Annotated in this window: 30 protein-coding genes and 3 pseudogenes; 20 read left to right on the forward strand and 13 right to left on the reverse strand. The window is 71.0% G+C overall.

Translation table 11 applies throughout. From position 1 onward, the window contains the following. Window positions 1-174: 174 nt before the first annotated feature. Entirely contained in the window at window positions 175-540 is a 366-nt protein-coding gene (locus tag Pflav_RS45955; RefSeq protein WP_332107780.1) for a sigma factor, read from the forward strand. A 581-nt stretch (window positions 541-1121) separates the two neighbouring features. Here the strand turns inward: Pflav_RS45955 and Pflav_RS20905 are convergent. The 4 genes from Pflav_RS20905 to metX form a co-directional block, all read right to left on the reverse strand. Then, window positions 1122-1790, reverse strand: coding sequence for a PH domain-containing protein (locus Pflav_RS20905; RefSeq protein ID WP_173037654.1), 669 nt, complete (start codon window positions 1788-1790; stop codon window positions 1122-1124). Between the two features lie 75 nt (window positions 1791-1865). Beyond that, a complete protein-coding gene (locus Pflav_RS20910) occupies window positions 1866-2354 on the reverse strand; it encodes a CoA-binding protein (RefSeq protein ID WP_173037655.1) in 489 nt (162 codons plus the stop codon). Next, a complete protein-coding gene (locus Pflav_RS20915; protein WP_173037656.1) occupies window positions 2351-3679 on the reverse strand; it encodes an O-acetylhomoserine aminocarboxypropyltransferase/cysteine synthase family protein in 1329 nt (442 codons plus the stop codon). The genes Pflav_RS20910 and Pflav_RS20915 overlap by 4 nt, the downstream gene beginning before the upstream one ends. A 42-nt stretch (window positions 3680-3721) precedes the next feature. Next, a complete protein-coding gene (gene metX, locus Pflav_RS20920; protein ID WP_232071695.1) occupies window positions 3722-4912 on the reverse strand; it encodes a homoserine O-acetyltransferase MetX in 1191 nt (396 codons plus the stop codon). 93 nt (window positions 4913-5005) lie between these two features. On the opposite strand from metX, the gene Pflav_RS20925 reads away from it, so the two are divergent. The 3 genes from Pflav_RS20925 (at window position 5006) to Pflav_RS20935 (ending at window position 7984) form a co-directional block, all read left to right on the forward strand. Next, complete coding sequence (locus Pflav_RS20925; RefSeq protein ID WP_173037657.1) at window positions 5006-5554, forward strand: OsmC family protein; 549 nt, start codon at window positions 5006-5008, stop codon at window positions 5552-5554. A gap of 30 nt (window positions 5555-5584) precedes the next feature. Further along, a complete protein-coding gene (locus tag Pflav_RS20930) occupies window positions 5585-6796 on the forward strand; it encodes a flavin-containing monooxygenase (protein ID WP_197938670.1) in 1212 nt (403 codons plus the stop codon). Window positions 6797-7165: 369 nt separating this feature from the next. Continuing rightward, window positions 7166-7984 (forward strand): hypothetical protein, encoded by an 819-nt coding sequence (locus Pflav_RS20935; RefSeq protein WP_173037658.1) that lies wholly within the window; start codon window positions 7166-7168, stop codon window positions 7982-7984. Between the two features lie 78 nt (window positions 7985-8062). On the opposite strand, the gene Pflav_RS20940 is transcribed toward Pflav_RS20935, so the two are convergent. After that, a complete protein-coding gene (locus tag Pflav_RS20940) occupies window positions 8063-8440 on the reverse strand; it encodes a MarR family winged helix-turn-helix transcriptional regulator (RefSeq protein ID WP_197938671.1) in 378 nt (125 codons plus the stop codon). A 61-nt stretch (window positions 8441-8501) separates the two neighbouring features. Here Pflav_RS20940 and Pflav_RS20945 point away from each other — a divergent pair, with 61 nt between their 5' ends. From Pflav_RS20945 to Pflav_RS20960, 4 genes and pseudogenes are all read left to right on the forward strand, one after another. Next, on the forward strand, window positions 8502-9311 hold the full coding sequence (locus Pflav_RS20945) for an alpha/beta fold hydrolase (RefSeq protein ID WP_173037659.1): 810 nt from the start codon (window positions 8502-8504) through the stop codon (window positions 9309-9311). Between the two features lie 17 nt (window positions 9312-9328). Further along, window positions 9329-9982: pseudogene (locus tag Pflav_RS48850) on the forward strand (histidine kinase); the annotation flags it as partial. A 463-nt stretch (window positions 9983-10445) separates the two neighbouring features. Next, window positions 10446-11108: a response regulator gene (locus Pflav_RS20955; protein ID WP_173037660.1), complete on the forward strand. Its 663-nt coding sequence runs from the start codon at window positions 10446-10448 to the stop codon at window positions 11106-11108. 98 nt (window positions 11109-11206) lie between these two features. Next, a complete protein-coding gene (locus Pflav_RS20960; protein WP_173037661.1) occupies window positions 11207-11821 on the forward strand; it encodes a hypothetical protein in 615 nt (204 codons plus the stop codon). On the opposite strand, the pseudogene Pflav_RS20965 reads toward Pflav_RS20960, so the two are convergent. The 4 genes and pseudogenes from Pflav_RS20965 to Pflav_RS20980 form a co-directional block, all read right to left on the reverse strand. Next, a pseudogene (locus Pflav_RS20965) lies at window positions 11794-12445 on the reverse strand (response regulator). The gene Pflav_RS20960 and the pseudogene Pflav_RS20965 sit on opposite strands and share 28 nt — an antisense overlap. Continuing rightward, window positions 12442-12759 carry a sensor histidine kinase gene (locus Pflav_RS20970; protein ID WP_173037662.1) on the reverse strand — a complete coding sequence of 106 codons (318 nt, stop codon included), beginning with the start codon at window positions 12757-12759 and terminating at the stop codon, window positions 12442-12444. The pseudogene Pflav_RS20965 and the gene Pflav_RS20970 overlap by 4 nt, the downstream one beginning before the upstream one ends. Before the next feature lie 161 nt (window positions 12760-12920). Further along, window positions 12921-13184: pseudogene (locus Pflav_RS48855) on the reverse strand (histidine kinase); the annotation flags it as partial. 182 nt (window positions 13185-13366) lie between these two features. After that, window positions 13367-13747 (reverse strand): DUF7134 domain-containing protein, encoded by a 381-nt coding sequence (locus tag Pflav_RS20980; protein WP_173037663.1) that lies wholly within the window; start codon window positions 13745-13747, stop codon window positions 13367-13369. Window positions 13748-13889: 142 nt separating this feature from the next. On the opposite strand from Pflav_RS20980, the gene Pflav_RS20985 reads away from it, so the two are divergent. Next, complete coding sequence (locus Pflav_RS20985; RefSeq protein WP_173037664.1) at window positions 13890-14450, forward strand: hypothetical protein; 561 nt, start codon at window positions 13890-13892, stop codon at window positions 14448-14450. 187 nt (window positions 14451-14637) lie between these two features. Here Pflav_RS20985 and Pflav_RS20990 read toward each other — a convergent pair whose 3' ends face one another. After that, a complete protein-coding gene (locus Pflav_RS20990) occupies window positions 14638-14796 on the reverse strand; it encodes a hypothetical protein (RefSeq protein WP_173037665.1) in 159 nt (52 codons plus the stop codon). Window positions 14797-14871: 75 nt separating this feature from the next. Between Pflav_RS20990 and Pflav_RS20995 the strand changes: the two genes are divergently transcribed. The 5 genes from Pflav_RS20995 to Pflav_RS48025 are packed head-to-tail and all read left to right on the forward strand — an operon-like array spanning window position 14872 to window position 17390. Further along, a complete protein-coding gene (locus tag Pflav_RS20995; protein ID WP_173037666.1) occupies window positions 14872-15516 on the forward strand; it encodes an efflux RND transporter periplasmic adaptor subunit in 645 nt (214 codons plus the stop codon). Next, on the forward strand, window positions 15513-16202 hold the full coding sequence (locus tag Pflav_RS21000; RefSeq protein WP_173037667.1) for an ABC transporter ATP-binding protein: 690 nt from the start codon (window positions 15513-15515) through the stop codon (window positions 16200-16202). Before Pflav_RS20995 ends, Pflav_RS21000 begins: the two co-directional genes overlap by 4 nt. Beyond that, on the forward strand, window positions 16199-16759 hold the full coding sequence (locus Pflav_RS48015) for an ABC transporter permease (RefSeq protein ID WP_332107781.1): 561 nt from the start codon (window positions 16199-16201) through the stop codon (window positions 16757-16759). Before Pflav_RS21000 ends, Pflav_RS48015 begins: the two co-directional genes overlap by 4 nt. Further along, window positions 16756-17049, forward strand: coding sequence for a hypothetical protein (locus Pflav_RS48020; RefSeq protein WP_332107782.1), 294 nt, complete (start codon window positions 16756-16758; stop codon window positions 17047-17049). Before Pflav_RS48015 ends, Pflav_RS48020 begins: the two co-directional genes overlap by 4 nt. Beyond that, window positions 16992-17390 (forward strand): ABC transporter permease, encoded by a 399-nt coding sequence (locus Pflav_RS48025; RefSeq protein ID WP_332107783.1) that lies wholly within the window; start codon window positions 16992-16994, stop codon window positions 17388-17390. The genes Pflav_RS48020 and Pflav_RS48025 overlap by 58 nt, the downstream gene beginning before the upstream one ends. Window positions 17391-17582: 192 nt before the next feature. Here the strand turns inward: Pflav_RS48025 and Pflav_RS21010 are convergent, their stop codons facing one another. Next, entirely contained in the window at window positions 17583-18539 is a 957-nt protein-coding gene (locus tag Pflav_RS21010; protein ID WP_173037668.1) for an AraC family transcriptional regulator, read from the reverse strand. Between the two features lie 111 nt (window positions 18540-18650). Here Pflav_RS21010 and Pflav_RS21015 point away from each other — a divergent pair, with 111 nt between their 5' ends. Both Pflav_RS21015 and Pflav_RS21020 read left to right on the forward strand, forming a co-directional pair. Continuing rightward, the gene (locus Pflav_RS21015) at window positions 18651-19235 is read left to right on the forward strand and encodes an NADPH-dependent FMN reductase (protein ID WP_173037669.1); all 585 of its coding nucleotides are present in this window, start codon (window positions 18651-18653) and stop codon (window positions 19233-19235) included. Between the two features lie 4 nt (window positions 19236-19239). Further along, window positions 19240-20265, forward strand: coding sequence for a threonine ammonia-lyase (locus Pflav_RS21020; protein ID WP_173037670.1), 1026 nt, complete (start codon window positions 19240-19242; stop codon window positions 20263-20265). Here Pflav_RS21020 and Pflav_RS21025 read toward each other — a convergent pair. Beyond that, entirely contained in the window at window positions 20234-21103 is an 870-nt protein-coding gene (locus Pflav_RS21025; protein ID WP_173037671.1) for an alpha/beta fold hydrolase, read from the reverse strand. The genes Pflav_RS21020 and Pflav_RS21025 overlap by 32 nt on opposite strands. Before the next feature lie 100 nt (window positions 21104-21203). Here Pflav_RS21025 and Pflav_RS21030 point away from each other — a divergent pair, with 100 nt between their 5' ends. Genes Pflav_RS21030 through Pflav_RS21040 form a run of 3 tightly spaced genes read left to right on the forward strand, consistent with a single transcriptional unit; the run spans window position 21204 to window position 22363 of the window. Then, on the forward strand, window positions 21204-21548 hold the full coding sequence (locus Pflav_RS21030; protein WP_173037672.1) for an ArsR/SmtB family transcription factor: 345 nt from the start codon (window positions 21204-21206) through the stop codon (window positions 21546-21548). Further along, window positions 21545-22012, forward strand: a complete 468-nt coding sequence (locus tag Pflav_RS21035; protein ID WP_173037673.1) for an SRPBCC family protein — start codon at window positions 21545-21547, stop codon at window positions 22010-22012. The genes Pflav_RS21030 and Pflav_RS21035 overlap by 4 nt, the downstream gene beginning before the upstream one ends. Next, window positions 22013-22363: a nuclear transport factor 2 family protein gene (locus Pflav_RS21040; protein ID WP_173037674.1), complete on the forward strand. Its 351-nt coding sequence runs from the start codon at window positions 22013-22015 to the stop codon at window positions 22361-22363. Window positions 22364-22696: 333 nt separating this feature from the next. Here the strand turns inward: Pflav_RS21040 and Pflav_RS21045 are convergent, their stop codons facing one another. Beyond that, the gene (locus Pflav_RS21045) at window positions 22697-23140 is read right to left on the reverse strand and encodes a MerR family transcriptional regulator (protein ID WP_232071700.1); all 444 of its coding nucleotides are present in this window, start codon (window positions 23138-23140) and stop codon (window positions 22697-22699) included. On the opposite strand from Pflav_RS21045, the gene Pflav_RS21050 reads away from it, so the two are divergent. Beyond that, window positions 23139-23834: a methyltransferase domain-containing protein gene (locus tag Pflav_RS21050; protein WP_173037675.1), complete on the forward strand. Its 696-nt coding sequence runs from the start codon at window positions 23139-23141 to the stop codon at window positions 23832-23834. The two genes, Pflav_RS21045 and Pflav_RS21050, sit on opposite strands and share 2 nt — an antisense overlap.

A 23834-nucleotide genomic window follows, 5' to 3' on the forward strand; every position in this document is an offset into this window, starting at 1 on the left:
CTCTTGACCACGAATCCGCGCGTCACGACAAATCGGGAAGCTGGCAAATGAAACCTGAAATTCGTTGCGCTGGGAGAGAAGTGATCTCATCTAGTGCCGTAGGATTGACTGTGGCGGCGTAGCCGGCCATCCGCAAACACGGCTGCGCCGCCATTCTTTGCATGCCCACCCGGCGTGAGTTCGCCCGGGTCCCAGTGGAATCCCGGAGCGGTGGCCGAGGCTGCCGGCGGACCGGCGCGGGGTGGCGGGCTCGTCCTGGACGGCGGTGGCGCCGTCGCGCACCAGGCCGGCGTCGTCGGCGAGGTCTGGCGGCGGGAGTCGGCGCGGATCGTCGCCGGCCTCGCCCGGATGCTCGCCGGCGACGCCGGCCTGGCCGAAGAGCTGGCCCAGGATGCGCTCGTCGCCGCGCTGGAGCAGTGGCCGGTCGACGGCGTCCCGGACAACCCGGGCGCCTGGCTCACCACCGTCGCCCGCCGCCGCGCGGTCGACACCCTCCGCCTGCTGAAGCGCCGCGACCGCGGGCAGGTGGTCTCGGTGTGATGTCGCGGATAAAGATCCAAAGCCAAGGAAATTGAGCTACCGCGATGTTCGTCGTGGTCCAGATCGTCGCTCCCGCGGCCTCACCCTCCGCGGTTGGCAAGCTCCGACCCTACAACCGGACGCCGTCCGGCAGATCGTGGTATCCAGCCGCCCCCACAGGGGCAGCTGGATACCACGATCTGCCGCGTACACCGACCTGACCGCGTCGATCAAGGAGACGGGTCTGCGCGGTCGTTGCGGGACCAGCATCACCCAGGGCCAGCCGGCCCACCCCGCGGCAGATTCGCCGCTGATTACCAGCGCGGCCACTCTAGGGAAGCGGAGCAAATGCACCTGCGCACCCACCCCTGGCCCTGGTCCGGCAGCGGTCCCCGGGTCGACGCGTCCCGTTCGTCAGGTCGCGGTACTTCGGGGGTTTGGGCTTGGACCGCAGACCTGGCAGCGGAGGTCGGGGAACTCGGCGAGCGCCAGCGAGCCGCCGACCTGCGCGGCGCCCGCGGGAGCATACGGCCTACAACTGACGCGGACCCGGGAAAATACAACTCAAAAGTCGAATGTGACCCCGACACTGAAAGCTCTAGTCATCCTTCCCCGTTGAGCTTCGCCAGCTCCGCGGCGAACTCGGCGTCGGTGAGTGCGCCGCGCTCGTGCTGCCGCACCAATGCGTGGCGCCGTTGAGCAGCGGTCAAGCCTGTCCGGACAGCCGGGGTGCGCTTGTCTCTAGTGGATGGTGCGGCCGTGATCGTCGTGGACGCTGGCATCGCGGTGGCGGAGCGCCGCTCCGGCGCTTTCCGCTGCCCGCCCTGGGCGCGCCGGTGGTGCTCGCGCAGCGTCTCGAGTATTTCGTCGTACTCCTCCCTCGAAAGGTTAAGCCAGGTCCACTCAGGACGGATCTGGTGCTGTTGCAGGATGTCGCCGTGCTGAAGCGGTGTCCGCACCACAGTGCCATCGGTCCCTTCGATGACGATCGCCCGACGGTCCGTGTCGGCGTCCGCATTGCCTGAGCGGATGTCCAAGACCGATGCCCAGGGCAGCGTGACGGTACGCCAAGCGTTCCGCGATCGGATGCCGGTTTCGCTGACGTAGACGCCGAGCATCACCCTTCGGACGCCGGCGGCGACGGACAACGCAAGGACCGACAGGATAAAGACCGCCAGCCAGGTCGGCAGCTGGCTGCGGACGATGCCGGGCACGAATATGGCGCCAAGAATCGCCAGCCCGATAAGCCCCAAGACAAAGGTGCGAGTCAACGTACTCGAATACGGCCGATGCCATCTCCCCATGACTGGATGGTCGCCGATCGCGTCAATCCAGTGGGGTACCGCCTACTGGAGTCCGGTGCGGACGGACGTGATGCGCTGGGTGTTGAAGCCGAGCCAGTGCATGCGGCCCAGGTAGCGCGCGTGCTCGATCTTCAAGCAGCGGTCCATGACCACCGCCAGGCCGCCGTCCTCCGCGATCTGCCCGCCCTCGGCGTTGATCACGCCGAACTGGCACCAGAGGGTACTGGCGTTGATGGCGACCGCCTCGCGGGCGATGCCCGGCAGTGCGTCCGGCGCGCGGAAGACGTTGACGATGTCGACCGGCACGGGCACGTCGCGCAGGCTCGGGTAGCTGGTCTCGCCGAGGATCGTCGCCTCGCGGGGGTTCACCGGGATCACCCGGTAGCCGTGCCGTTTGAGGTAGTAGCCGACGAAGTTGCTGGCGCGCAGCTCGTTGTTCGACAGGCCGACGATCGCGATGGTCCGCGCGGTGTGGATCACGCGCTGGATCGTCGACACGTCCTGGTACCTGCCGAGATCGGTCGTGGTCATGCCGTTGCCACCTCGTTTCCGGTCGACGCGGCGACCTTCGCGAAACCCTGCTCCAGGTCCCAGATCAGGTCTTCGACGGACTCGGTACCGACGGAGAGGCGTACCGTCCCCGGCGCGACGCCGGCCGCCCGCAGTTCGTCGTCGCTCAGCTGGCGGTGCGTGGTGCTGGCCGGGTGGATGACGAGGCTCTTCGCGTCGCCGACATTGGCCAGGTGGGACCAGAGCGTCACGCCGCGGATGAGGTCCTGCCCGCCGATGCGGCCGCCGGCGCAGTCGAACGAAAACACCGCGCCCGCGCCGCGCGGCAGGTACTTTTCCACGAGCGGCCGGTACCGGCTCGACGGCAGGCCCGGATACGTCACGTTCGTCGCCAGCTCGTGCGCCTCGAGGAAGTCCGCGACGGCCCGCGCGTTCTCGACGTGTCGCTGCATGCGCAGCGACAAAGTCTCAAGCCCTTGCAGGAAAAGGAACGCGTTGAACGGCGACATCGCCGCGCCGAGATCGCGCAGGGTTTCGGCGCGCAGCTTCATGAGATAGCCGTACATGCCGAACGTCTCGTGGAACTGGAGACCGTGGTATGCGGGAGACGGGTCCGCGATGACCGGAAACCGCCCGTTGGACCAGTTGAACGTGCCCGCCTCGACGACCACACCACCGATGCTCGTGCCGTGGCCACCGATGAACTTCGTCGCGGAGTGGATGACGATGTCGGCGCCCCACTCGATCGGCCGGCACAGGTACGGCGTAGCGAACGTGTTGTCGACGATCAGCGGCAGCTCGTGCTCGTGGGCAATAGTCGCCACGGTCTCGATGTCCAGCACGTTTCCGGCGGGGTTGCCGATGGTCTCGCCGAAGAATGCCTTCGTGTTGTCACGGACCGCCCGCCGCCATGCCTCCGGGTCGTCGGGATCGACCCATGTCAGCTCGACGTTCATCTTGCGCAGCAGGTGCTTGAGCTGGTTTACCGTCCCGCCGTAGAGCGCGGTGGACGACACCACGTGGTCGCCCGGCTCCAGCAGCGTGAAGAGGGCGGCGGCTTGCGCGGCGATCCCGCTGGCGAACGCCACGGCGCCGGAGCCGCCTTCGAGGTTTGCCACCCGCTCCTCGAAGACCGCGACGGTCGGGTTCATGATGCGCGAGTACGTGTTTCCGTACTCCTGGAGGTTGAAGTACGCCGCCGCCGATTCGGGATCCTCGAATACATAGCTTGTCGTCTGGAAGATCGGCACCGCTCGTGCGCCCGTGTTCGGGTCGGGTCGTTGCCCGGCGTGCAGCTGCCGGGTCTCGAATCCGAACGCGCGGTCTTCCTCGGGTTTGTCGGTCACGAAGTGCCTCTTTCTGCGACGTCAGCCGCGGGGTTCTTGACCTCAGCCGGCAGCCAGGAACCGGCGGATGATGGGCGTCTGGCGCGCTTCTTCGAGCAGGAAGCAGTCATGGCCGTACGGCGCGTCGATCACGTGGGACTCGACCGGCTTGCCGAGCGCGCGGAGCGCGTCTTCGATGTCCTTCGACGCCACCGGCGGGTACAGCCAGTCGGAGCTGAACGCGATCAGCAGCGTCCGCGCCGCGATGGTTTCGAGCGCCCGCACGAGTGATCCCTCGCCGTGCTGCCGCGCGAGGTCGAAATACGTCAGCGCGCGCGACAGGTACAGATATGTGTTGGCGTCGAAGCGCTGGACGAACGAGTCGGCCTGGTGGCGCAGGTAGCTTTCGACCTCGAATTCCGGCTCGGTGATGGTGTACCGGATGTCGTCCGCGAACTGGAGTCGCCGGCCGAACTTCTCCTCCAGCGCCGGCGCGGAAAGGTACGTGATGTGGCCGACCATCCGTCCCACGCCCATGCCACCGTCCGGTGCGCTGCCCGTGCCGTAGTAGTGGCCGCCCTGCCAGGCCGGGTCGCGCATGATGGCGTCACGCGCGATCGAGTTCCAAGCCACGCCCTGCGGATGGAGGGCGTGTGTGCTGGCGATCGCCACGACGGCGTCCACCTGCTCGGGGTAGAGGATCGCCCACTCGATCGCCTGCATCCCGCCGAGCGATCCGCCGGCCACCGCCGCGAGCCGCTCGATGCCCAGCATGTCCAGGAAGGCGCGCTGTGTCCGTACCATGTCCGCCACGGTGATGACGGGAAAGTCTGACCCGTACGGCTTTCCGGTCTCCTGGTTGGTCGACGACGGCCCTGTGGTACCGCGGCAGCCACCGAGCAGGTTGGTGGCGACGACGAAGTAGCGGTCTGTGTCGAACGCCTTGCCGGGCCCGATCATCCCGTCCCACCAGCCGAGCCCTCTACCGGCCGTACCGTCACGGTCCTCCGCGGCGAACCCGTCGCGGGTACTCGCCTCGGGTGTTGTCTTCGACAGCCCCGCCGCGTGCGCGTCACCGCTCAGCGCGTGACAGACCAGGATGACGTTGTCTCGATCGGGTGACAGGACGCCGTAGGTCTCGTACGCCACGCGGATCGGGCCGAGCTCCCGCCCGCAGTCCAGCCGCACCGGTTTGGGCAGGTCAACGTACTGGGTCTCGACGATCCCGACCGAGCCGGTCCTAGCTGGCGCCACAGGCGTGATCGTAGCCAACATCATCGCCCCGGTGCTATTGTCTACCTCCCCAATAGGTAATGCTGGAAACTCGGCGAAGGGTGGGCATGAGAGATGACGACGGTCGACAACGGAGTTAACGTCCAGGCGCTGCTCGACGCGCGCAAGGTGCTGGCGGGCGCGCCCGAGGCCGCCCAGTTCACCTGGCGGGCCTCCTCGAAGTGGCAGAACGGCGTGCACAGCACGACGACGGTGGAGAAGTTCTTCGGCCTCGGGCAGGAGCAGGCCCACAAGTCCGAAGCGGTGTTCGACGCCGACCACCCCGAGGTCTTCGCGGCGGAGGACAACGGCATCACGCCCATCGAGTACCTCCTCGTCGGCCTGGCCGCCTGCCTGACGGCGGGTGTGGCGTCGGTCGCGCAGAACCGCGGGATCCAGCTGCGTTCGGTGGAGTCGACGGTCGAAGGCCAGCACGACATCCGCGGGATCCTCGGTGTCGACAGCGACGTCCGCAACGGCTTCAACGACATCAAGGTGACGTTCAAAATCGACGCGGACGCCTCGCCGCAGGACATCGAGGCGCTGGTCGCCCAGTCCCAGAAGCGTTCCGCCGTGTTCGACGCCCTCACCAACCCGACGAACGTCACCGTCGAGGTCGCCTGAGGGGATCGAGCCATCGAACACACCACCGTGGTGGTCATCGGGGCGGGCCACGCCGGCCTCGCCGCGAGCCACTTCCTCACCGAGCGGTCGATCGACCACGTCGTCCTCGAACGCGGCGAGGTGGCGAACTCCTGGCGCCGGGAGCGCTGGGAGTCCCTGCGACTGCTGACGCCCAACTGGCAGAGCCGCCTGCCCGGCCTCCCCTACGCGGGCGCGGACCCCGATGGGTACATGACGGCCGGCGAGGTGGTCGAGCTCGTCGACCGCTTCGCCGCCGTGTCGCGCGCGCCCGTCCGGACCGGTACGAACGTCACGTCGGTTAGCGGTGTCGACGGCGGCTACCACGTGACGACAAGCCGAGGTGAGATCCGCTGCCGCGCGGTGGTCATCGCGAGCGGCGCCTGCAACCAGCCGGCGGTGCCGCGGATCAGCGAGGCGGTACCGGCGTCCGTCGAGCAGGTGACCCCGCTGGAGTACCAGAGTCCCGCCAAGCTCGCGGACGGCGGCGTGCTCGTCGTGGGCGCTTCGGCGACCGGCGTACAGCTGGCGTCGGAGATCAGGGCGTCGGGCCGGCCGGTGACCCTCTCGGTGGGCGAGCACGTACGGCTGCCGCGCACCTACCGTGGTCGGGACATCCTGTGGTGGATGGACGCGTCTGGCGTGTGGGACCAGCGGTACGACGAGGTGGACGACCTCACCCGGGCCCGGCGCCTGCCCTCGCCGCAGCTCGTCGGCACGCCCGAGCGGGGCACCCTCGACCTCAACGCGCTCGCCGCGGCCGGTGTCGAGCTTGTGGGCCGCTGGGCGGCCGTGCGCGACGGCCGCGCACTGTTCTCCGGTGGCCTGCGCAACGTGTTCTCGCTCGCTGACCTGAAGATGGAGCGGCTGCTGGCCACGTTCGACGAGTGGGCACGCGCGCACGGACACGACGGCTCGCCCGAGCGTTTCGCGCCCACGCGCGTACCCGCATCCACGCGGCTCCAGCTCGACCTGGGCAGCGGCGAGATCCGCACGGTCGTATGGGCGACGGGCTTTCGCCCGGACTACCGGTGGCTCGACGTACCCGTCGTCGACCCGAAAGGGCAGCTGCGCCACGACGGCGGCGCGGTCGAAAGCCCCGGCCTGTACGCGCTCGGGCTGCCAGTGCTGCGGCGGCGCAAGTCCACCTTCATCCACGGCATCGAGGACGACGCCCGCGACGTGATCGCCCACCTCGCCGGCTACCTTGCCGTACGTCGATGACTTGGCTGATCGGCGCTGCTTCGGGCGGCCTAGAATCGCGCCCATGCCGTCGATCTCCGGGAGCCGCCGCGCCGCAGGTGACAGCTCGGCGGTTCCGCCCGGGTACGTGGAGGTCGACTTTGGTGCCGGGCCGCGGCTGCTGGAGGAATCCACGTCAGTGTTGAGCCTTAAACCCGCGGACGGCCTCGTCCCCGCGCAAGGAGCGGTCGATTGGTCGCCGTTGGAGGCTCTGCCGGACTGCCTCACCGTGGAGTGGTCCGGTCCCGAGCGTGGAATCGTCGACGCCGTGGCCGCCCACCCGGAATTCGCTTCCTGTACTGGGATGACGCCGCTGGTGACATCGACCTCGGCTCAACCCGCCTCAGCGAGGTGCGGCTGGAGGGTGCCGGGCTGCGGAGCCTGCGACTTCCCGACCAGATCGAGACGCTGCTACTGCGCAGGCCGCCGGCAACCTTGAACGTTCATGCCCCCAACGGCGGCCACCGGCTCGACCTGCGACTGTTTCCGTACGGGCCGGACGTCGTGATACCGGACGGCCTGCGCCGGGCGTCCAAGCTCTGGCTCTGGGTCGGGGGCGAGGTGTCGATGACCGTACTGGCGGCCATGACCGACCTGGAGGATCTGACGATCACGTTCGACGGTGCTCCCGGCGCCCTGACCGACCTGCGTGAGCTGGATCGGCACAGCCGGCTGCACAGCCTGCGCCTCGATGACGCCTTCGGGCTCGACCCGGCCAGCTTGCCGGAGCTGCGCTCGCTTCGTCATCTCGAACTCAACGGCACCAGACGCACGACCGCCGCCGCCGTGAAGGGCCGGTTCAAGGGCAGCGCGGTCACGGTGTCCGTCAGCGGCGCGAAGTCGCAGGCCTGGCTGGCGGCGCACATGGACAATCCGTTTCGCGACTGGGTGGAGGACTCCGAGGCGTATGGCCGCGCGGCATGCGCCGCCTACACACGCGCCATGAGCGCCGTCAACGCGATCCCTTCTGCCGCACCCGACCGGCTGGAGGCGGTCGAACGTACCCTGCGCGGCCTCGTCACCGACCTCAACACAGTGCACGACGAACACGGTCCAATTGAGACAGACGACCGCGAGCATGCCTGGTACGTCTTCGAAGAACTGGCCAACCGCCTTCAGGTACCCGCGCCGGAGGCGAGCAGGTGGTTCGACGAGGCTCGGCGATTCTGACCGAAAGCCTTTAGCGCTCCAGGGCGTCGAGTAGGTCTTGCAGGGCGCGGCAGGCGGTGGCGAAGCGTTCCGGGCCGATCAGCTCGCCCCAGCGCTCCTCGATCTCGGCGACCCGGTCCCCGCCGCCGCCAACGCTGCCCGCCCACGCGCCGTCGGGACGATGAGCTTTGCCCGCCCGTCCTGCGGATCCGGCTGCCGTTCGAGGTAGCCCAAGCGCTGGAGGTCGTTCACCAGCTCGGAGGTGGCGGCCAGGCTGAGCTGGGCGCGGGCGGCTAGCTCGGTGAGCCGGGCGCCGCCGTAGATGTTGCCGAAGATCTGTAGGTGCGGCTCGCGTAGGTCGCCGTACCCGGCCTCGCCGGCCGGGCTGAAGACCTCTGCCCGGAACTGGCGGAGCAGGCGGACCAGCAGCTGCCCGATGGCCGCCCGGTCGGCGGGCAGGTCGCTTGACGTCGGCATCCGAGCAGGATAATACTTCGGGTACCGAAGCTTCGGTTCCCGAAGTAAATTGGAGGCGGCCATGGCAACCGCGTCGACCGTCCGGACCCGGGTCGGTCCCCTGCACGTCGAGGTCGACGGTGACGGGCCGCCGGCGGTGTTGTGGCACAGCCTGTTCGTCGACTCGACCACCTGGGCCCGCCTGCGCCCGGCGCTTGCCGCGCGGCGCACGCTGATCCTCGTAGACGGCCCTGGTCACGGCCACAGTGGACGGCCGCCGGGCCCGTTCACCATGTCCGACTGCGCTGACGCCGCCGCCGAGGTCCTCGCTTCCCTTGCCGTGACCGGACCGGTGGACTGGCTCGGCAATGCCTGGGGCGGCCACGTCGGGGTGACCTTCGCGGCCGAGCGCCCGGAGGCGTGCCGCAGCCTGCTCACCATCGCCACGCCGATCCACGCCCTGCCCGCCTCAGACCGCCGTTCCGTGCGCCTGGCCTATGTCCTGCACCGCCTGGCCGGCCCGCGCGCGGTGGCCGGCCCGCTCACGGACGCGCTGCTGGGCCGGGCCCTACGCCGCGCCGACCTGGCCGCCGCGACCGCCGCAAGCTCGTCGTTCATCCGCGCCGACCGGCGCGGCATGCGCCAGGCGATCCGCTCGATCAGCCTCGACCGCGCCGACGCCACAGCCCTCCTGCCCGCGATAAAGGCGCCGACTCTGATGGCCACGGGCGCCGACGACGCGATGTGTACCCCCGCCGACACCGCGACCTGGGCCGCCCAGGTGCAGTCGGGCCACCATGTCGTACTGAGCGGAGCCGGCCACCTCGCTCCCCTCTTCGACCCGCGCACCTCGACCGTGATCACCGACTTCTGGCAACAAACCGGCCGGTAGCGGTCACCGGGCGGTCGATGGTTCGATCGTCGGGTGACGGTTGTGGCCATGCGCCGGTGGCGGGTGCGTGGCGCGCTGGCCCCGGCGGCGGCCGCCGCGGTGACGGCGGCGTTGCTGGCGCTCTCCTTGGCTGGTCCGGACCGCGGGCCGGTGGCCTGGCCGCTCGGTGTACCACTGCTCGTCGCCGGCCTGGCCGCGTTGCGTTGGCGGCACACCCGGCCCGGCGCGGTGCTGGCGTTCACGGTCGCCGTGGCTTCGGCGTACTACCTCGCGGGTTTCCGCCAGGGCCGGAAGTGGTGCCGTTCGTCGTGGCGCTCTTCGCCGTCGCCGCCTCCGGCCGGCGGCTGCTCGCGGTGGCCGCGGTGGTCGGGGCTTGCCTTGTCTCCGGCTCGGCCGACTTGGTCCGCGGCGACCCGGAGGAGCTCGCCGACCTGTTCGGGGTCGCCGGCACGCTGGCGGCGGTCGTCGCGGCCGGCGAGGCGCACCGCGCCCGGCGGGCGTTCCTGGAGCAGAGCCGGCAGCGGGCGGTCGAGGGCGAGCGGCTGCGGATCGCGCGGGAGCTACACGACGCGGTGAGCCACCATCTGGCGGTGATCAACCTACAGGCCGAGGCGGCGCTCGCCCGGTACGCGAGCCGTCCGGAGTTTGCCCTGACCGCGCTCTCCACGATCAGCGAGGCCAGCCGGGAGGCGCTCGGCGACATCCGCGCCACACTCGGCGCGGTCCGCGCGGCCGGATCCGTCGCGGTGGAGCCGGCGCTGTCGCTGGCTGACCTGCCCGGGCTCGCCGCGCGCGTCCGGGCGACCGGCGCCGAGGTGACGGTCACCCTGCCAGATCCGCCCGCCGCGCTGCCCGCCGCCGTCGAACGCGCCGTCGTGCGCATCGCCCAGGAGGCGTTGACCAACGCCGCGCGCCACGCCAGGCCGCGGCAGTTGCGGCTGACCATCGGGTACGAGCCGGGGCAGGTGCTGCTCGACGTGACCAACGACGGCGCGGCCACGACGGTCCCACGGCAGGGCAGCGGGATACCCGGCATGCGGCAGCGCGCCGAGGCGCTCGGCGGTGAGCTGCGCGCCGAACCGCTGGGGACGGCCGGTTCGCGGTACAAGCGCGCCTGCCGCTCGGCGGTGGCCGGTGATCCGCGTCCTCGTCGCCGACGACCAGGTGCTGGTCCGGGCCGGCCTGCGGGTGATCCTCGACGAGCCGGACATGCGGCTTGTCGCCGAGGCCGGCACCGGGGAGCAGGCGGTGGAGCTCATTCGCGTTCACCGGCCCGACGTGGTGCTGATGGACGTGCGCATGCCCGAGCTCGACGGGCTCGCCGCCACCCGCCGGATCGCCGCCGACCCAGCACTGGACGCGGTCCGGGTCGTCGTGCTGACCACCTACGACCTCGACGCGTACGTCTACGAGGCGCTCCGCGCCGGCGCCAGCGGCTTCCTGCTCAAGGATGCCGGCCACGCCGAGATCGTCACCGCCGTCCGGGCGGTCGCGGGCGGCGGCGCTCTGCTGTCCCCGGCCGTGACCAGGCGGCTGATCGACGAGTTCGCGGCACGGCCACCGCGGCAGGTCGACGGCACCGGGCTGGACCGGCTCACCGAGCGGGAGCACCAGGTGCTGCTGCTCGTCGCGGCGGGGCTCAACAACGACGAGGTCGGCGCCCGGCTCGGGATGAGCCCCGCGACCGCCAAGACGCACGTCACCCGCATCCAGGCGAAGCTCGGCGCGCGCGACCGGGTACAGCTCGTGGTGCTCGCCTACGAGACGCGGCTGGTCCAGCCCGGATGGCTGGTCTGACCCGCTGAGGGTGTCAGGGTCGGCGTACGCGGTTCGCGTACGGCGCGACCATCCGCCGGCACGAGGCCGCGGCCCGGCACGCCGAACAGGATCGCCACATGAGCGATTTCCGAACCTCGCTGGCCCGCGCCTGCCTCGTCGCCGGCCCCGCGCTGCTGGCCGCGTCGACGTTCTTCTGGACCGACGGCCGGTCCGGCCCCACCGGTGGCACGCTGCTGGTACTGGCCATGCCACTGTGGACATACGGCATCGTCGCCCTGCTCGACGGGATGCGCGCGACCCTGCCCCGGTACGCGGCCGCTGTGCTCCTGCTGACCCTCTTCGGCGCGATGGGCGGCGCCGCCTTCGGCTTCCAGGGCTTCTTCGAATCGGTACACGGCATGGACAAGCAGGCCGCGCTGGCCGCCCTGGACGAGCACCCGGTCACCGCGGGGATCCTGTTGTGGGGACTTGGCCCACTGTTCCCCGCCGCACTGTTCACGCTCGGCGCCGGCCTGCTCCGGACCCGCCAGCTGCCGAGGGCGGCGGCCCTGCTCATGTGCGCCGGCGGGCTTCTGTTCCCCCTCAGCCGTATCCCCCGCCTGGAGTGGGTCGCCCACCTCGTAGACCTGGTCCTGCTCCTGCCGTTCCTGGTAGCCGCGCTCGGAAACTTCGCCACGACCGGAAAAACTGAGCTGCACGAAGCTCAGGGACGGACGAGCCCCGCCTCGTAACCGAGGATCACAGCCTGGACCCGGTCGCGGAGGCCGAGCTTCGACAGGATGCGGCCGATGTGGGTCTTGACCGTGCCTTCGGAGAGGTGGAGTTCGAGGGCGATCTCGGCATTTGAGCGGCCCAGCGCGATAAGCGTCAGCACCTCCAGCTCCCGGGGCGTCAGCGCGGCCAGCCGACCGGTGGGCGGGGCGGGGCGGGGCGGACGAGACGAAGTGGGCGATCAGCCGGCGGGTCACGGTCGGTGCCGCGACCGCCTCGCCGGAGACCACCACCCGTACCGCCGCCACGAGGTCGACCGCGAGCGTGTCCTTGAGCAGGAAGCCGTTGGCACCGGCGCGGAGCCCGGAGAAGACGTACTCGTCGAGGTCGAACGTGGTCAGGATCAGCACCTTCGGCGGCGCGGGCAGCGCGCGTACCCGCCGGGTCGCCTCGATGCCGTCGACGCCGGGCATGCGGATGTCCATGAGTACCACGTCGGGTTTCACGCGGGCGACCACGTCGAGGGCCGCGGCGCCGTCGCCGGCCTCGCCCACGACGTCGATGTCGCCGGTCTCGTCCAGGATCATCCGGAAGCCGGTGCGGACCAGCGCCTGGTCGTCGACGAGCACGACCCGGATGCTCACGCGGGTGCCCGCAACGGCAGTACCGCCCGCACCACGAAACCGCCCGCCTCGCCGGGGCCGGCCGACCAACGGCCGCCCAGCAGCGAGATCCGCTCGGCGATCCCCCGCAGCCCGTTGCCCTCGGACGAAGGCGTCGCGGACGCGGCTCCGTCGTCCGATACCTCGATCGAGAGCGAGTCCTGGTCGAAGCCGAGCCGGACCACCGCCCGCGCCCCGGATCCGGCGTGTTTGATCGTGTTGGTGAGTGCCTCCTGCGTGATCCGGTACGCGGAGAGGTCGACCGTAGTCGGCAGCGGCACCGGCGCCCCGTCCACGGTGAAGGTGACCGGCGTGCCCGCCGCGCGTACCCGATCGACGAGGTCCGGCAGCGCGGCGACGCCGGGCTGCGGGCCAGCTGGGGTCCCTCGGCGGGGTCGTCGCGGACGATCTCCAGGAGCCGGCGCATCTCGGCGAGCGACGCGCGGCCCGTGGTGATCACGTTGTCCAGCGCGGCGGCTGTGCGGTCCGGATGGCGCTGGAGCGCGGCGGCGCCGCCCTGTGCCTGCACGACCATCACCGACAGGCCGTGCGCGACGACGTCGTGCAGCTCGCGGGTGATGCGGGCCCGCTCGGCGGCGGTGGCCAGCGCGACCCGCTGGTGCTGCTCCCGCTCCAGGTCTTCGGCCCGTTTCACCAGCGTGCGCAGGTGCAGGCGGCGGCTGCGCACGCTGTCGCCGATCGCGAACGCCAGGCCGAGCATCAGCAGCACGACGATCGTCTGCCCGACGGCCGCACCGACGAGATCGCCGAAGGTCGGCGCCGACGGCTCCGGTTTGTCCAGGATGGGCGCGCCCGGCTTGAAGTACGCCTCCTCGGCCAGCCTGGCCTTCTCGCCCGTGGTCACGCCGAGGTCCGGCCGTGACTCGCCCCGGACCGGCACCGTCACGAGCTGCACCGCGGTGAGCAGGCAGGCCGCGACAAGCACCCCGCCGAAGACGAACGCCGAGCGCCGCCGGGGTGGGCGCTGGCCAGCGTGTACAGGGCCAGGGGCACGGCGAGGTCGAGCAGGATCGGATGGGCGGTGGGGTCGGCGTGGTGCCCGACCGCGCCGAGGCAGGCAAGGACGACGGCGGTCACCGTACGCCACCGGCGGATCGCGACCGCGACGGCCATCAGCAGGGGCAACAGCAGCCACACCGGCGATGCCGCCTCCTGCTGCTCGATCGTGACGACGAGCAGCACGACCGCCACGACGGCATCGAGCAGCGCCCACCGCCACACCGACGGGACACGCAGTCGGCGCAGGTCAGCGACGTGGAACACCACTTCATCGTAGGGCCGCCGGCGGCTGGTGGCGTCTTACCGTGGTCGTACGCCACGACCCGACCCGGGTGGTACGGCGGGCGGCGAAAACCGGCCCGTGCGGGGACGAAAACGCATCCCGTACCGGCGACCGTCTTGTGCCATGAGGACCCTTTCCCTACTGCTCGTCACGTGCGGTCTGCTCGCGGGCTGCGGACTGACCGGCGCCAGCGACGCGGCCGAGCCGTCGCCGACCGCGATGGCGGACGCCGAGATCCTGTCCATCGGCAAGGAGGTGGCCACCTGCATCCGGTCCAACGGCGTACCGGAGTTCCCCGACCCGTACGTGGAGGAGGGCCATCTCCTGCTGCCCGACCAGGTGGAGCAGGACATCGAGGCGAAGTACCCGGAGGACGTGCTGGAACGGGCCCTGGCGGCGTGCCAGTCGATCATGGATCGGCTGCCCGAGTCGGCGCTCAAGAGCGACGGCGGCGGTGAGTCCACCGGCGAACCGGGGCCGCCCACGGCCGAGGACGTGGACGCGCTGCGCAAGTTCGCCCAGTGCATGCGCGACAACGGCGTGCCGGACTGGCCTGACCCGAAGGCGGACGGGTCGTTCCCGCTGGCCGGGTCGCCGATCGAGACGGAGGGCAAGTCACCGCGGATTATCGCGGGCTTCGACGCCTGCGGAAAGCACTACGACGGAAAGCTGGCCTTCTCGTGAGGCGGGCGTTCGGCGCCGCCGCGGCGGTCACACTGGCCGCCGCGGGCATCGCCACGGGGTATGCCGTGGTGACCCAGCCTCGGGCGGCCAGCAGCACGGATCCGGTGCCCACCGGTACCGCGCCGGTGACCCGGGGCTCGGTGAGCCAGCGGGTGCGGATCCCCGGCACGTACGGCTTCGACGGGTCCTACTCGGTCGTGCACCAGGGCCCGCTGGGCATCCTGACCCGCGCCGCCGCACCGGGCTCCACAGTGGATCGCGGTGCTGAGCTGTACACAGTGGACGGCAGGCCGGCGCGGCTGCTCTTCGGGGCCACGCCGGCGTACCGGGCGTTCGAGTCCGGCATGACCGACGGCCCCGACGTCAAGCAACTGGAGCGCAACCTCGTCGAGCTCGGGCTCGACCCCGGCGTCGGATCACAGTGGACAACCACTTCTCCGCCGCCACGGCGGCCGCGATCCGCCGCTGGGAGACGGCGTGGGGCGTGCCGGCCGGGCGCCGGACCGGAGCGCTGGCGCTGGGCCAGGTCGTATTCCTGCCGGGCGCGCTGCGGGTGGGCGAGGCAGCCGCCACGGTCGGCACGGCGGTCGGCCCGAACCAGCCGGTGCTCGCCGCCACCTCGACCACCAGGGTCGTCACCGCGCCGGTCACCGCCGACCGGCAGGGCTCGGTGAAGGTGGGCGACCCGGTGACGGTCACGCTGCCCGGCGCCAAACCGCTGGACGGTACGGTGCTCCGGATCGGCCGCGTCGCCACCACCCCGCAGGAGACTGGCGACGGGCGCCCGGCCGGCCCGGCCACCGTGACCGTGGTGATCACGGTGCCGCGCGGCGCGCCAGACCTGGACCAGGCCCCCGCGCAGGTGTCGATCGCGACCGCCGTACGCGAGGACGTGCTGCTCGTACCGATCGCGGCCCTGCTGGCGAAGCCGGGCGGCGGCTACCGGCTGCGGCTCTCCACCGGCGCGTACGCGGACGTCGACCCCGGCATCTTCGACGACGCCACGGGCAAGGTCGAGGTGGCCGGCGGGCTCACGGTGGGCGACCTCGTGGAGGTGCCGGAGTGACGCCGGTGCTGGAGCTCGCGGACGTGCACAAGCGGTACCCGGGCAGCCCGCCCGTCGACTCTATCCGCGGCGTCACGCTCACCATCCACAGTGGAGAGCTGGTGGCCGTGGTCGGCCCGTCCGGCTCGGGCAAGACCACACTGCTCAACCTCGCGGCCGGCCTCGACCGGCCCACCTCCGGCTCGGTGCGCATCGCCGGCCAGGCAATCGAGCGCCTCTCCGACCGGCGGTTGTCCGGCCTGCGCGCGTACCGGCTCGGTGTGGTGTTCCAGCAGTTCTTCCTGCTCGACCACGCGACCGCCCGGGACAACGTCGCCGCCGGGCTGCTCTACCGAGGGGTTCCGGCGGGACAGCGCCGCCGCGCCGCCGACGAGACGCTGGAGCGGGTCGGGCTCGCACACCGGGCCGGGCACGAGGCGCGCAAGCTCTCCGGCGGCGAACGGCAGCGGGTGGCGATCGCGCGGGCGCTGGTGGGACGGCCGGCGGTCGTACTCGCCGATGAGCCCACCGGCAACCTCGACTCGGCCACCGGCGCGGAGATCCTGGCGTTGCTGCGCGAGCTGAACGCGGCCGGCACGACCCTCGTCGTCATCACGCACGACTCCGACGTGGCGGCCGCGATGCGGCGCCGGATCGAGCTGCGCGACGGGTACGTGGTCCGGGACGTGCTGGGGAGTGGCGCGTGAACCCGTACTCCAAGCTCCGCGCGGCCGACCTCCTGCCGGTCGCCACGGTCGGCCTGCGCAACCGTCCCGCTCGGGCCGCGCTCTCCGTACTGGGCGTCGCGATCGGAATCGCCGCGGTCGTGGCGGTGCTCGGCATCACCCGGTCCAGCCAGGCCGACGTGCTGGCCCGCATCGACCGGCTCGGCACCAACCTGCTGACCGTCGTAAACGGCCGGGCCATCGGCGGCCAAGAGGCACAACTACCGCAGACCGCACCGGCGTCGATCGCGCGTACCGAGGCGGTGCTCGCGACCGCACCCACCGCGGAGCTGGACCGGGCGGCGGTGTACCGCAGCGACCGCATGCCCGCCTACTCCGGGGCGGCCTCGCCGTGCGCGCCTGCGACGAGCGGCTACTGTCCACACTGGACGCCACGCTGGCGCACGGCGCGTTCCTCAACGCGGCCACCTCACGCTATCCGGCGGCCGTGCTCGGGTACGAGGCGGCGCGCGCGCTCGGCATCGGCACGGTCACCGGCGAGCCGAGGATCTGGCTGGGCGGCCGGTGGTACGCGGTGATCGGCATCCTCCACCCGGTCGAGCTCGCTCCGGAAATCGACCGGGCCGCGCTGATCGGCTTCGAGATGGCGGCCGAGGACTTCCGGTACGACGGCCATCCGAGCCGCATCTACGTGCGGGCGGATACGGCGAGCACCGCCGAGGTGGCCCGGATGCTGCCCCGCGCCACCGATCCGGAGTCCCCGGCCAAGTCGACGTCAGCCGCCCCTCAGACGCACTCTCCGCCCGGCTCGTGGTCGGCGACACGATCTCCGCGCTCTTCCTCGGCCTGGGCGCGGTGGGCCTGCTGATCGGCGGCATCGGCATCGCCAACGTCATGATTATCTCGGTACTGGAACGCCGCAACGAGATCGGCCTACGCCGAGCACTCGGCGCGGCCCGCCGGCACGTGGCAGCCCAGTTCGTGGTCGAGTCGCTCCTGCTCGGCACCGCGGGCGGCGCGGCTGGGGTGCTGCTGGGCGCGCTAGCCACGTACCTGCTGGCCTACCAACGCGGCTGGCAACCGCTGATCCCACCACTCGCCGTCGGCGCCGGCCTCGTCGCGGCAATCACGATCGGCGCGGTGGCCGGCCTCTACCCAGCCCTCCGGGCCGCCCGCCTGGCCCCGACCGACGCCCTACGCACAAGCTGAGAGCCATCTGTCCACTTTAGAGAGCTACCGCGATGTCCGCGGCCTCACCCCGGCCACGCCGGCCGGCTTTGGTTGTGAACCGCGGAGGGTGAGGCCGCGGGAGCAGCGGTCCGGACCACCGCGGACATCGCGGTAGCTCAAATCTCCATAGTGGACTGAATCCACCGAGAGAGCCGCGGACAGACCTTGACCCTACGACGGCGGTCTCGTCCGGCCTGGTGGGTCGTTTCGGTAGCGGCCGGGTGGGATGCCGTACTCGCGCTTGAACGCGTTTGAGAAGGCGAACTGTGAGCTGTAGCCCACCAAGCGGGATACCGCGTCCAGCGGCAGGTCGGACTCGCGCAGTAGCCGTGCGGCGCGGGTCATGCGCCACCAGGTGAGGTACGACAGCGGGGGCTGGCCGACGGTCGTGGTGAAGCGCCGGGCGAAGGCGGCGCGGGACAGCGCGGCCTTCCCGGCGAGTGCGTCCACTGTCCACGGTGCGTCGGGCTGGCGGTGGATGGCGTCGAGCGCGGCGCTGACCGCAGTGTCGTGGAGGGCGGCGGCCCAGCCGGTGCGCGGCGAGCCGTGTGGCTGGGTGCTGTACCAGGCGCGCAGGATGTGCAGCAGCAGGATGTCGAGCAGTGCCGGCACCATCGCGTCCGCACCGTGCTGCCGTGTCTCCAGCTCGGCGCCGAGCAGGTCCACGGCGGTACGCAGGCCGTGGTGCCGGGCGGGCAGGTGTAGGACCTCGGGCAGCGCGGCCACCAGCGGGTGCGGGCGGCTCTGGTCCATCCGGTACATGCCGCAGATGAGCACCGCCGGGCTGGCGGTCGCCCCGTCCGCTGGCGTGTCCGGGCCGAGCAGGACGGGCCGCTCGGGTGGCCAGTCGTCGAAGTCGTGCCCGTCGTCGAGGTCGAGCAGCGCCGTGTGCGGGCTGTCGGCCAAGGCGTGACCCCGGCCGCGCGGCAGCAGCACGACGTCGCCGACGCCCAGCGCGAGTGGCTCCCCGGCCGGCGGGATCAGCCAGCAGCCGCCCTGGAGCACGACGTGGAACCCGGCGCCGGGCACCGGCGGGTACCGGCGACCCCACGGCGCCCGGCACTCCACCCGGAACGACCGCGGCTGGCCCGTGCGCATCGCTGCGACGGCCGGGCTCAGCAGATCCATGTCGCCACCCTATCCAGCGTCTCGCCGTGAATCGGCTGCGAGACGATCGCGTATAGCTTGCGGCGTTCCGCGCATTGATGCGCTCGGGCGGTGATCCCTACGGTCAGAGGCATGACTGCTATCGGGATCATCGTCGGCAGCACCCGGCCGGGCGGCGTCGGCACGGACGTCGGGCGCTGGGTGCACGAGATCGCGTCGCTTCGCGGCGACGCCACGTTCGAGCTCCTGGATCTGCGCGAGTTCGACCTACCGCTGCTCGACGAGCCGGTGCCCGCCGCCGCGGCATCCGGTGCCTACAGCAAGCCGCACACCCGCCGCTGGGCGGAAAAGGTGGCCTCGTTCGACGGCTATGTGTTCGTCACGCCGGAGTACAACCACTCCGTCCCGGCCGCGCTGAAGAACGCGATCGACTACCTCTACCCCGAGTGGCACCACAAAGCTGCCGGGTTCGTGGGGTACGGGGTTGACGGCGGTGTGCGCGCCATGGAGCACCTGCGGCAGGTGATGGGCCAGATCCGGATAGCCGCGGTCAGCGCTTATGTGCCGCTGTCGCTGTACACCGACTTCGTCGAGTTCGCCAAGTTTTCCCCCGCGCCCCAGCGCGCCGAAGCCGTCGGCACGATGCTGGCGGACCTGATCGCGTGGAGCGACGCACTGCGCGCCGTACGGTCCGGCGGGCCGCGTGTGGAAGATTGACGGCGTGAGCGAGCTCGATGGCGTCCGGCTGCGGCTCGATCGCATCCGGGACGCGGTGGACGTGATCGACCCCGTGTTCCTCGATACGCCGGCGTTGCCGGCCGCGTCGCTCGGTGAGCTGCTCGGGTGTTCGCTGACGCTCAAGGTCGAGACGCTCAACCCGGTCCGCTGCTTCAAGGGGCGGGGCACGGAGACCGTGGCCGCGCAGGCCCGAGCGGCGGGCGTGTCGCGGATGGTCTGCGCGAGTGCCGGCAACCTGGGACAGGCCCTGGCATACAGCGGTGCCCGCCACGGCATCGCGGTCACCGTCGTCGCGGGCCACACCGCCAGCCCGCTCAAGCTGCGCCAGATCGCCAGCCTCGGCGCGACCGTCGAGCTCGCGGGCAAGGACATCGAGGATGCCCGCATCCGCGCGCGGGAGCTGGTCGCCGAGCAAGGGGCGTACCTCGTGGAGGACAGCCTCGACCTCGCGACGTGTGAGGGTGCGGCCACCGCCGGTCTGGAGCTGCTGCGGGACGTCCCGGGGCTGGACGTCGTGCTCGTCGCGCTGGGCGGCGGCGCGCTGGCCAGCGGCGTCGGCTACGTCGCGCGCGCACTCGGCGGCGGCGTGGAGGTGATCGGCATCCAGCCGCTGGGCGCGCCCGCGATGGCGCGCTCGTGGCAGCGGCGGACGGTGGTCGAGACCGACTCCATCGACACGATCGCCGACGGCGTGGCGGGACGCTGCCCGATTCCAGAGGTACTCGAAGATCTGCTGGTCGTGCTCGACGGCGTGGCACTCGTCCGGGAGGAATCGATCAAGGACGGCATGCGCCTGCTCTACGAGCACGCCGGTCTCGTCGTCGAGCCCTCGGCCGCCCTTGGCATCGCCGCGCTGCTGGAAGAACCCGAGCGGTTCGCGGGGCGGCGCGTGGCCACGATCATCTGCGGCAGCAACGTGGTCCCGGCCGACCACGCACGCTGGGTGCTCGAAGCTGTGGCGCAGGGCGCGGCCAGGGTTAGCCGAGGAACGACAGCAGCCGCGCGGTGAGTTCGGCCGGCTGCTCCTCGAAGATCCAGTGACCGGAGTCCTCGATGACACCGCCGCTCACCGTCGTGGCGTATTGGGCGGCCTGGCTTGGTACCGCCTCCGCGAGGCTGGCGCGGGCGCCGAGGGCGAGCACCGGCATGGCGAGTTTCGTCTTGGCGTACTCGGCGTTGTCGGCGATGTCCTGCGGGAAGGCCCGGAAGTATTCGAAGCTGGCCCGCAGGTGAGCGTCATCCCGCAGGTGCCGGGCGTACTCGTCGACAGCGTCGCCGCCGATGCTGGTGCCCTGGACCCGCATCGAATCGGTGAACCGCTCCACCCAAAGGGCCTCCCGACCGCTCACGAGCTGTTCGGGCAGCCCGTTCGGGAGGCTGAAGAAGCCGAAGTTCCACGCGCCCGGCCCGTGCGGTGTCAGTGACGGCGCCTGGTACAGGCTCTGGTCCGGGATGGGCGCCTCGGTGAGCACGAGCTTGCTCACCTGGTCGTGGTAGGCGGCGGCGTACGCGTAGGCGACCATCGTGCCGATGTCATGGCCGACCAGGCTGACCTCGCGTTCCAAGCCAAGCTGCCCGAGCAGGCCGTACACGTCGCTGGCGAGTGTCTTCTTGTCGTAGCCACCGGCCGGGGCGTCACTGCCGCCGGCGCCCCGCAGGTCGGGCGCGATCACCGTGTAGTGCTTGGCGAGCTCCGGCAGCACCTTCCGCCACATGTACCACGTTTGCGGATAGCCGTGCAGCAGCACCAACGTGCTGCCCCGACCCCCGCGGATGTAGTTGATCGTGACGTCGCCGACCCGTGCGGTCTGCTCGGTGAACGACTCCGGAACCCGCTCGCCACTCATACGCGTGGGCTACCCGCCTCCGGGACCGATACACCTCCTTACCCAGAGATACGCAAAGGGTCATTTGCACAAACGCTTCTTTGCCGATAGCGTCCCGGGCGTGACAACCGCTACCGACGTCGACGACTTGGACGCCGTCTTCGCCGCCCTCAGCCACCGGACCCGCCGGGCGATCGTCACCCGGCTCGCACAGGGCGACGCGACCGTGGGCGAGCTGGCCGAGCCGTTCGACCTGACGCCCCAGGCCATCTCCCACCACGTGGGCATCCTTCGGCGCTGCCGGCTGGTCCTCCAGCGGGTGGACGGCCAGCGACGACCGTGCCGGCTGAACACGGAGCGCATGCTCGAGCTGAGCGGCTGGATCACCGAGCAGCAGCGCGAGTGGGAGTCGCGCCTCGACCGGCTCGAGGAGCACCTGGCGTCGGTGCGGGCGAAGCGGGCATGACGGCCGACGTCAGCCTCCACGGCGACCAGCTGATCGCCGCCCGCTACCTCGACGCCGAGCCCGCGCTCGTGTGGGAGGCGTTCACCACGCCGGAGCACCTGGCCGCGTTCTGGGGTGGCCACCACGCCACAGTCCCGCCCGAGTCGGTGGCCGTCGACCTCCGGGTCGGCGGGACGTTCGAGCTGGAGACCCAGGGCGCCGACGGCAGCAGGCGCCCGCTGCGCTTCCGGTACGACGTGGTCGAGCCACCCACGCGCCTGGTGCTGGGCGAGTCGCGCTCAGGCATCACGACCGAGATCCGCCTCGCGCCGACCGGCACCGGTACCACCGTGGTGGTCCACCAGCGGCGACTGCCGCCCGAGCTGCGCAGCGAGCAGGCCCGCACCGGTCTCGGCGGGATCCTCGACCGCCTCCACGACGTTGTCGTGGAGCTAGCCAACAACACAACCAACCAGGAGAAGTAGATGAGCACGCAGGAGCAGGTCGTCCACCGGTACATGGACGGCTTCCGGCGCAGCGACCACGACACAATCCTCGGCTGCCTCACCGACGACGTCGTCTGGACGATCCACGGCTTCCGCACCACTGAGGGCAAGGCCGAGTTCGACAGCGAGATCGAAAACCCCGCGTTCGAAGGCAGCCCCGAGCTCGCCGTCGAACGCACCATCGAGGCCGGCGACGTCGTCGTGGTCACCGGCACAGGCGTCGGACATCACCGCGAGAATGGCCGCTTCAGGTTCGCGTACAACGACCTGTTCACCTTCCGGGACGGCCTCATCGCCCAGGTCGACTCCTACGTCATCCCCCTCCCCTAACCGGGTTTCCAGACAAGTTCAAAGACGGAGATTTGGGCTACCGCGACGTCCGCGGTGGTCCAGACCGCTGCTCCCGCGGCCTCACCCTCCGCGGTTGGCAAGCTCACCCCAGGTCGTGGTCGGCCGACCGCGACCTTCGCTGCCGCGTCCGCGCTCCGGCCCAACCTTTGACCTAGCTCGGCGGTTGGGCGGGGTCCGCCCAAAGGCAGACATGTCCCAAAGGGCGCTCGGTTTTGCCTTGATCGACGCTACGACGGGCGCCGTCTGGTAGATCGTGGTACTTAGTTGCCCCTGGAGGGCAGTTGGATACCACGATCTCTCGCGTGCACCAACCTATTGACCCGACTCCAGAGGTCTCTCCACCAGCTCCGCGAGGTGGCCCTGGTAGTTCGGGCAGGTCGCGATGTCCTCGTGCGAGCAGTTCAGCCCGGCCTCGAGCAGGTCGAGTGCCGACCGCAGTGCCGCCATCCTCGCCTGTAGCGCGCGTTGGTTGCGGCGCAGCACGTCCTTGCGGGCGGCCGGGTCGCGCGCGGCGAGGAACGCCCGGATGTCCGGCAGCGGCAGGCCGGCCTGCTTCGCGCGCACGATCGACGCCACCCGGAACATGTCGTCGCGGGTGTAGCGGCGCCGGCCGCCCTCGACGCGGGCGGGGCGGAGCAGGCCCACCGACTCCCAGTGCCGCAGCACGTGCGCCGGCAGGCCGAAGTGGTCGGCCACCTCGCCGATCGTCATCGGACTTGACTTCATGTCGACATTAAGTCCGACCATGGCGGGCATGTCCAGCCTGCTTGCTGTCCTCGATGCCGTCGACGCGCAGCCCATGTCCGTCAAGCTGCGCGCACGTTCCTACGAGTTGCTCGGCGACCTCACCGGCCGAACCGTGCTCGACGCCGGCTGCGGCGGTGGCCGCGCGGTCGCCGAGCTGGCCGAGCACGGTGCCCGCGCGGTCGGCGTCGACCTCGACCCCGAGATGATCGCCGTGGCCCGAAAGCGCTGGCCGGCCGGTGAGTTCCACGTCGGCGACGCCTGCGAGCTGCCGCTCGAGACCAAGTCGGCTTCCTACTACCGCGCCGACAAGGTGTTGCACACGCTCGACGACCCGGCGCGAGCCGTGGCCGAGGCCCGCCGGGTGCTCGCGCCGGGCGGCCGGGCCGTGCTGCTCGGCCAGGACTGGGACACGATCGCCATCGACTCGGACGAGCCGGAGGCCACGCGCCGGCTGGTACACGCGAAGGCGGACTCGCTCCCGTCGCCGCGCGTCGCCCGGAGGTACCGCAACCTGCTGCTCGACGCCGGGTTCACCGACCCGGTCGTCGAGGTGCACACGGCTGTGTTCACCGACGACACCGCACTCGCCGTGCTGCACCGGATCACCGACGAGCAGAGCTGGCTCGCCGAGCAGGCCGAGCGCGCCCGCACCAACCGCATCTTCGTCGCGATACCGATCTTCCTGGTCGCCGCCCAGGGCTAG

Origin of the sequence: Phytohabitans flavus (assembly GCF_011764545.1) — a bacterium.
Lineage (GTDB): Bacteria > Actinomycetota > Actinomycetes > Mycobacteriales > Micromonosporaceae > Phytohabitans > Phytohabitans flavus.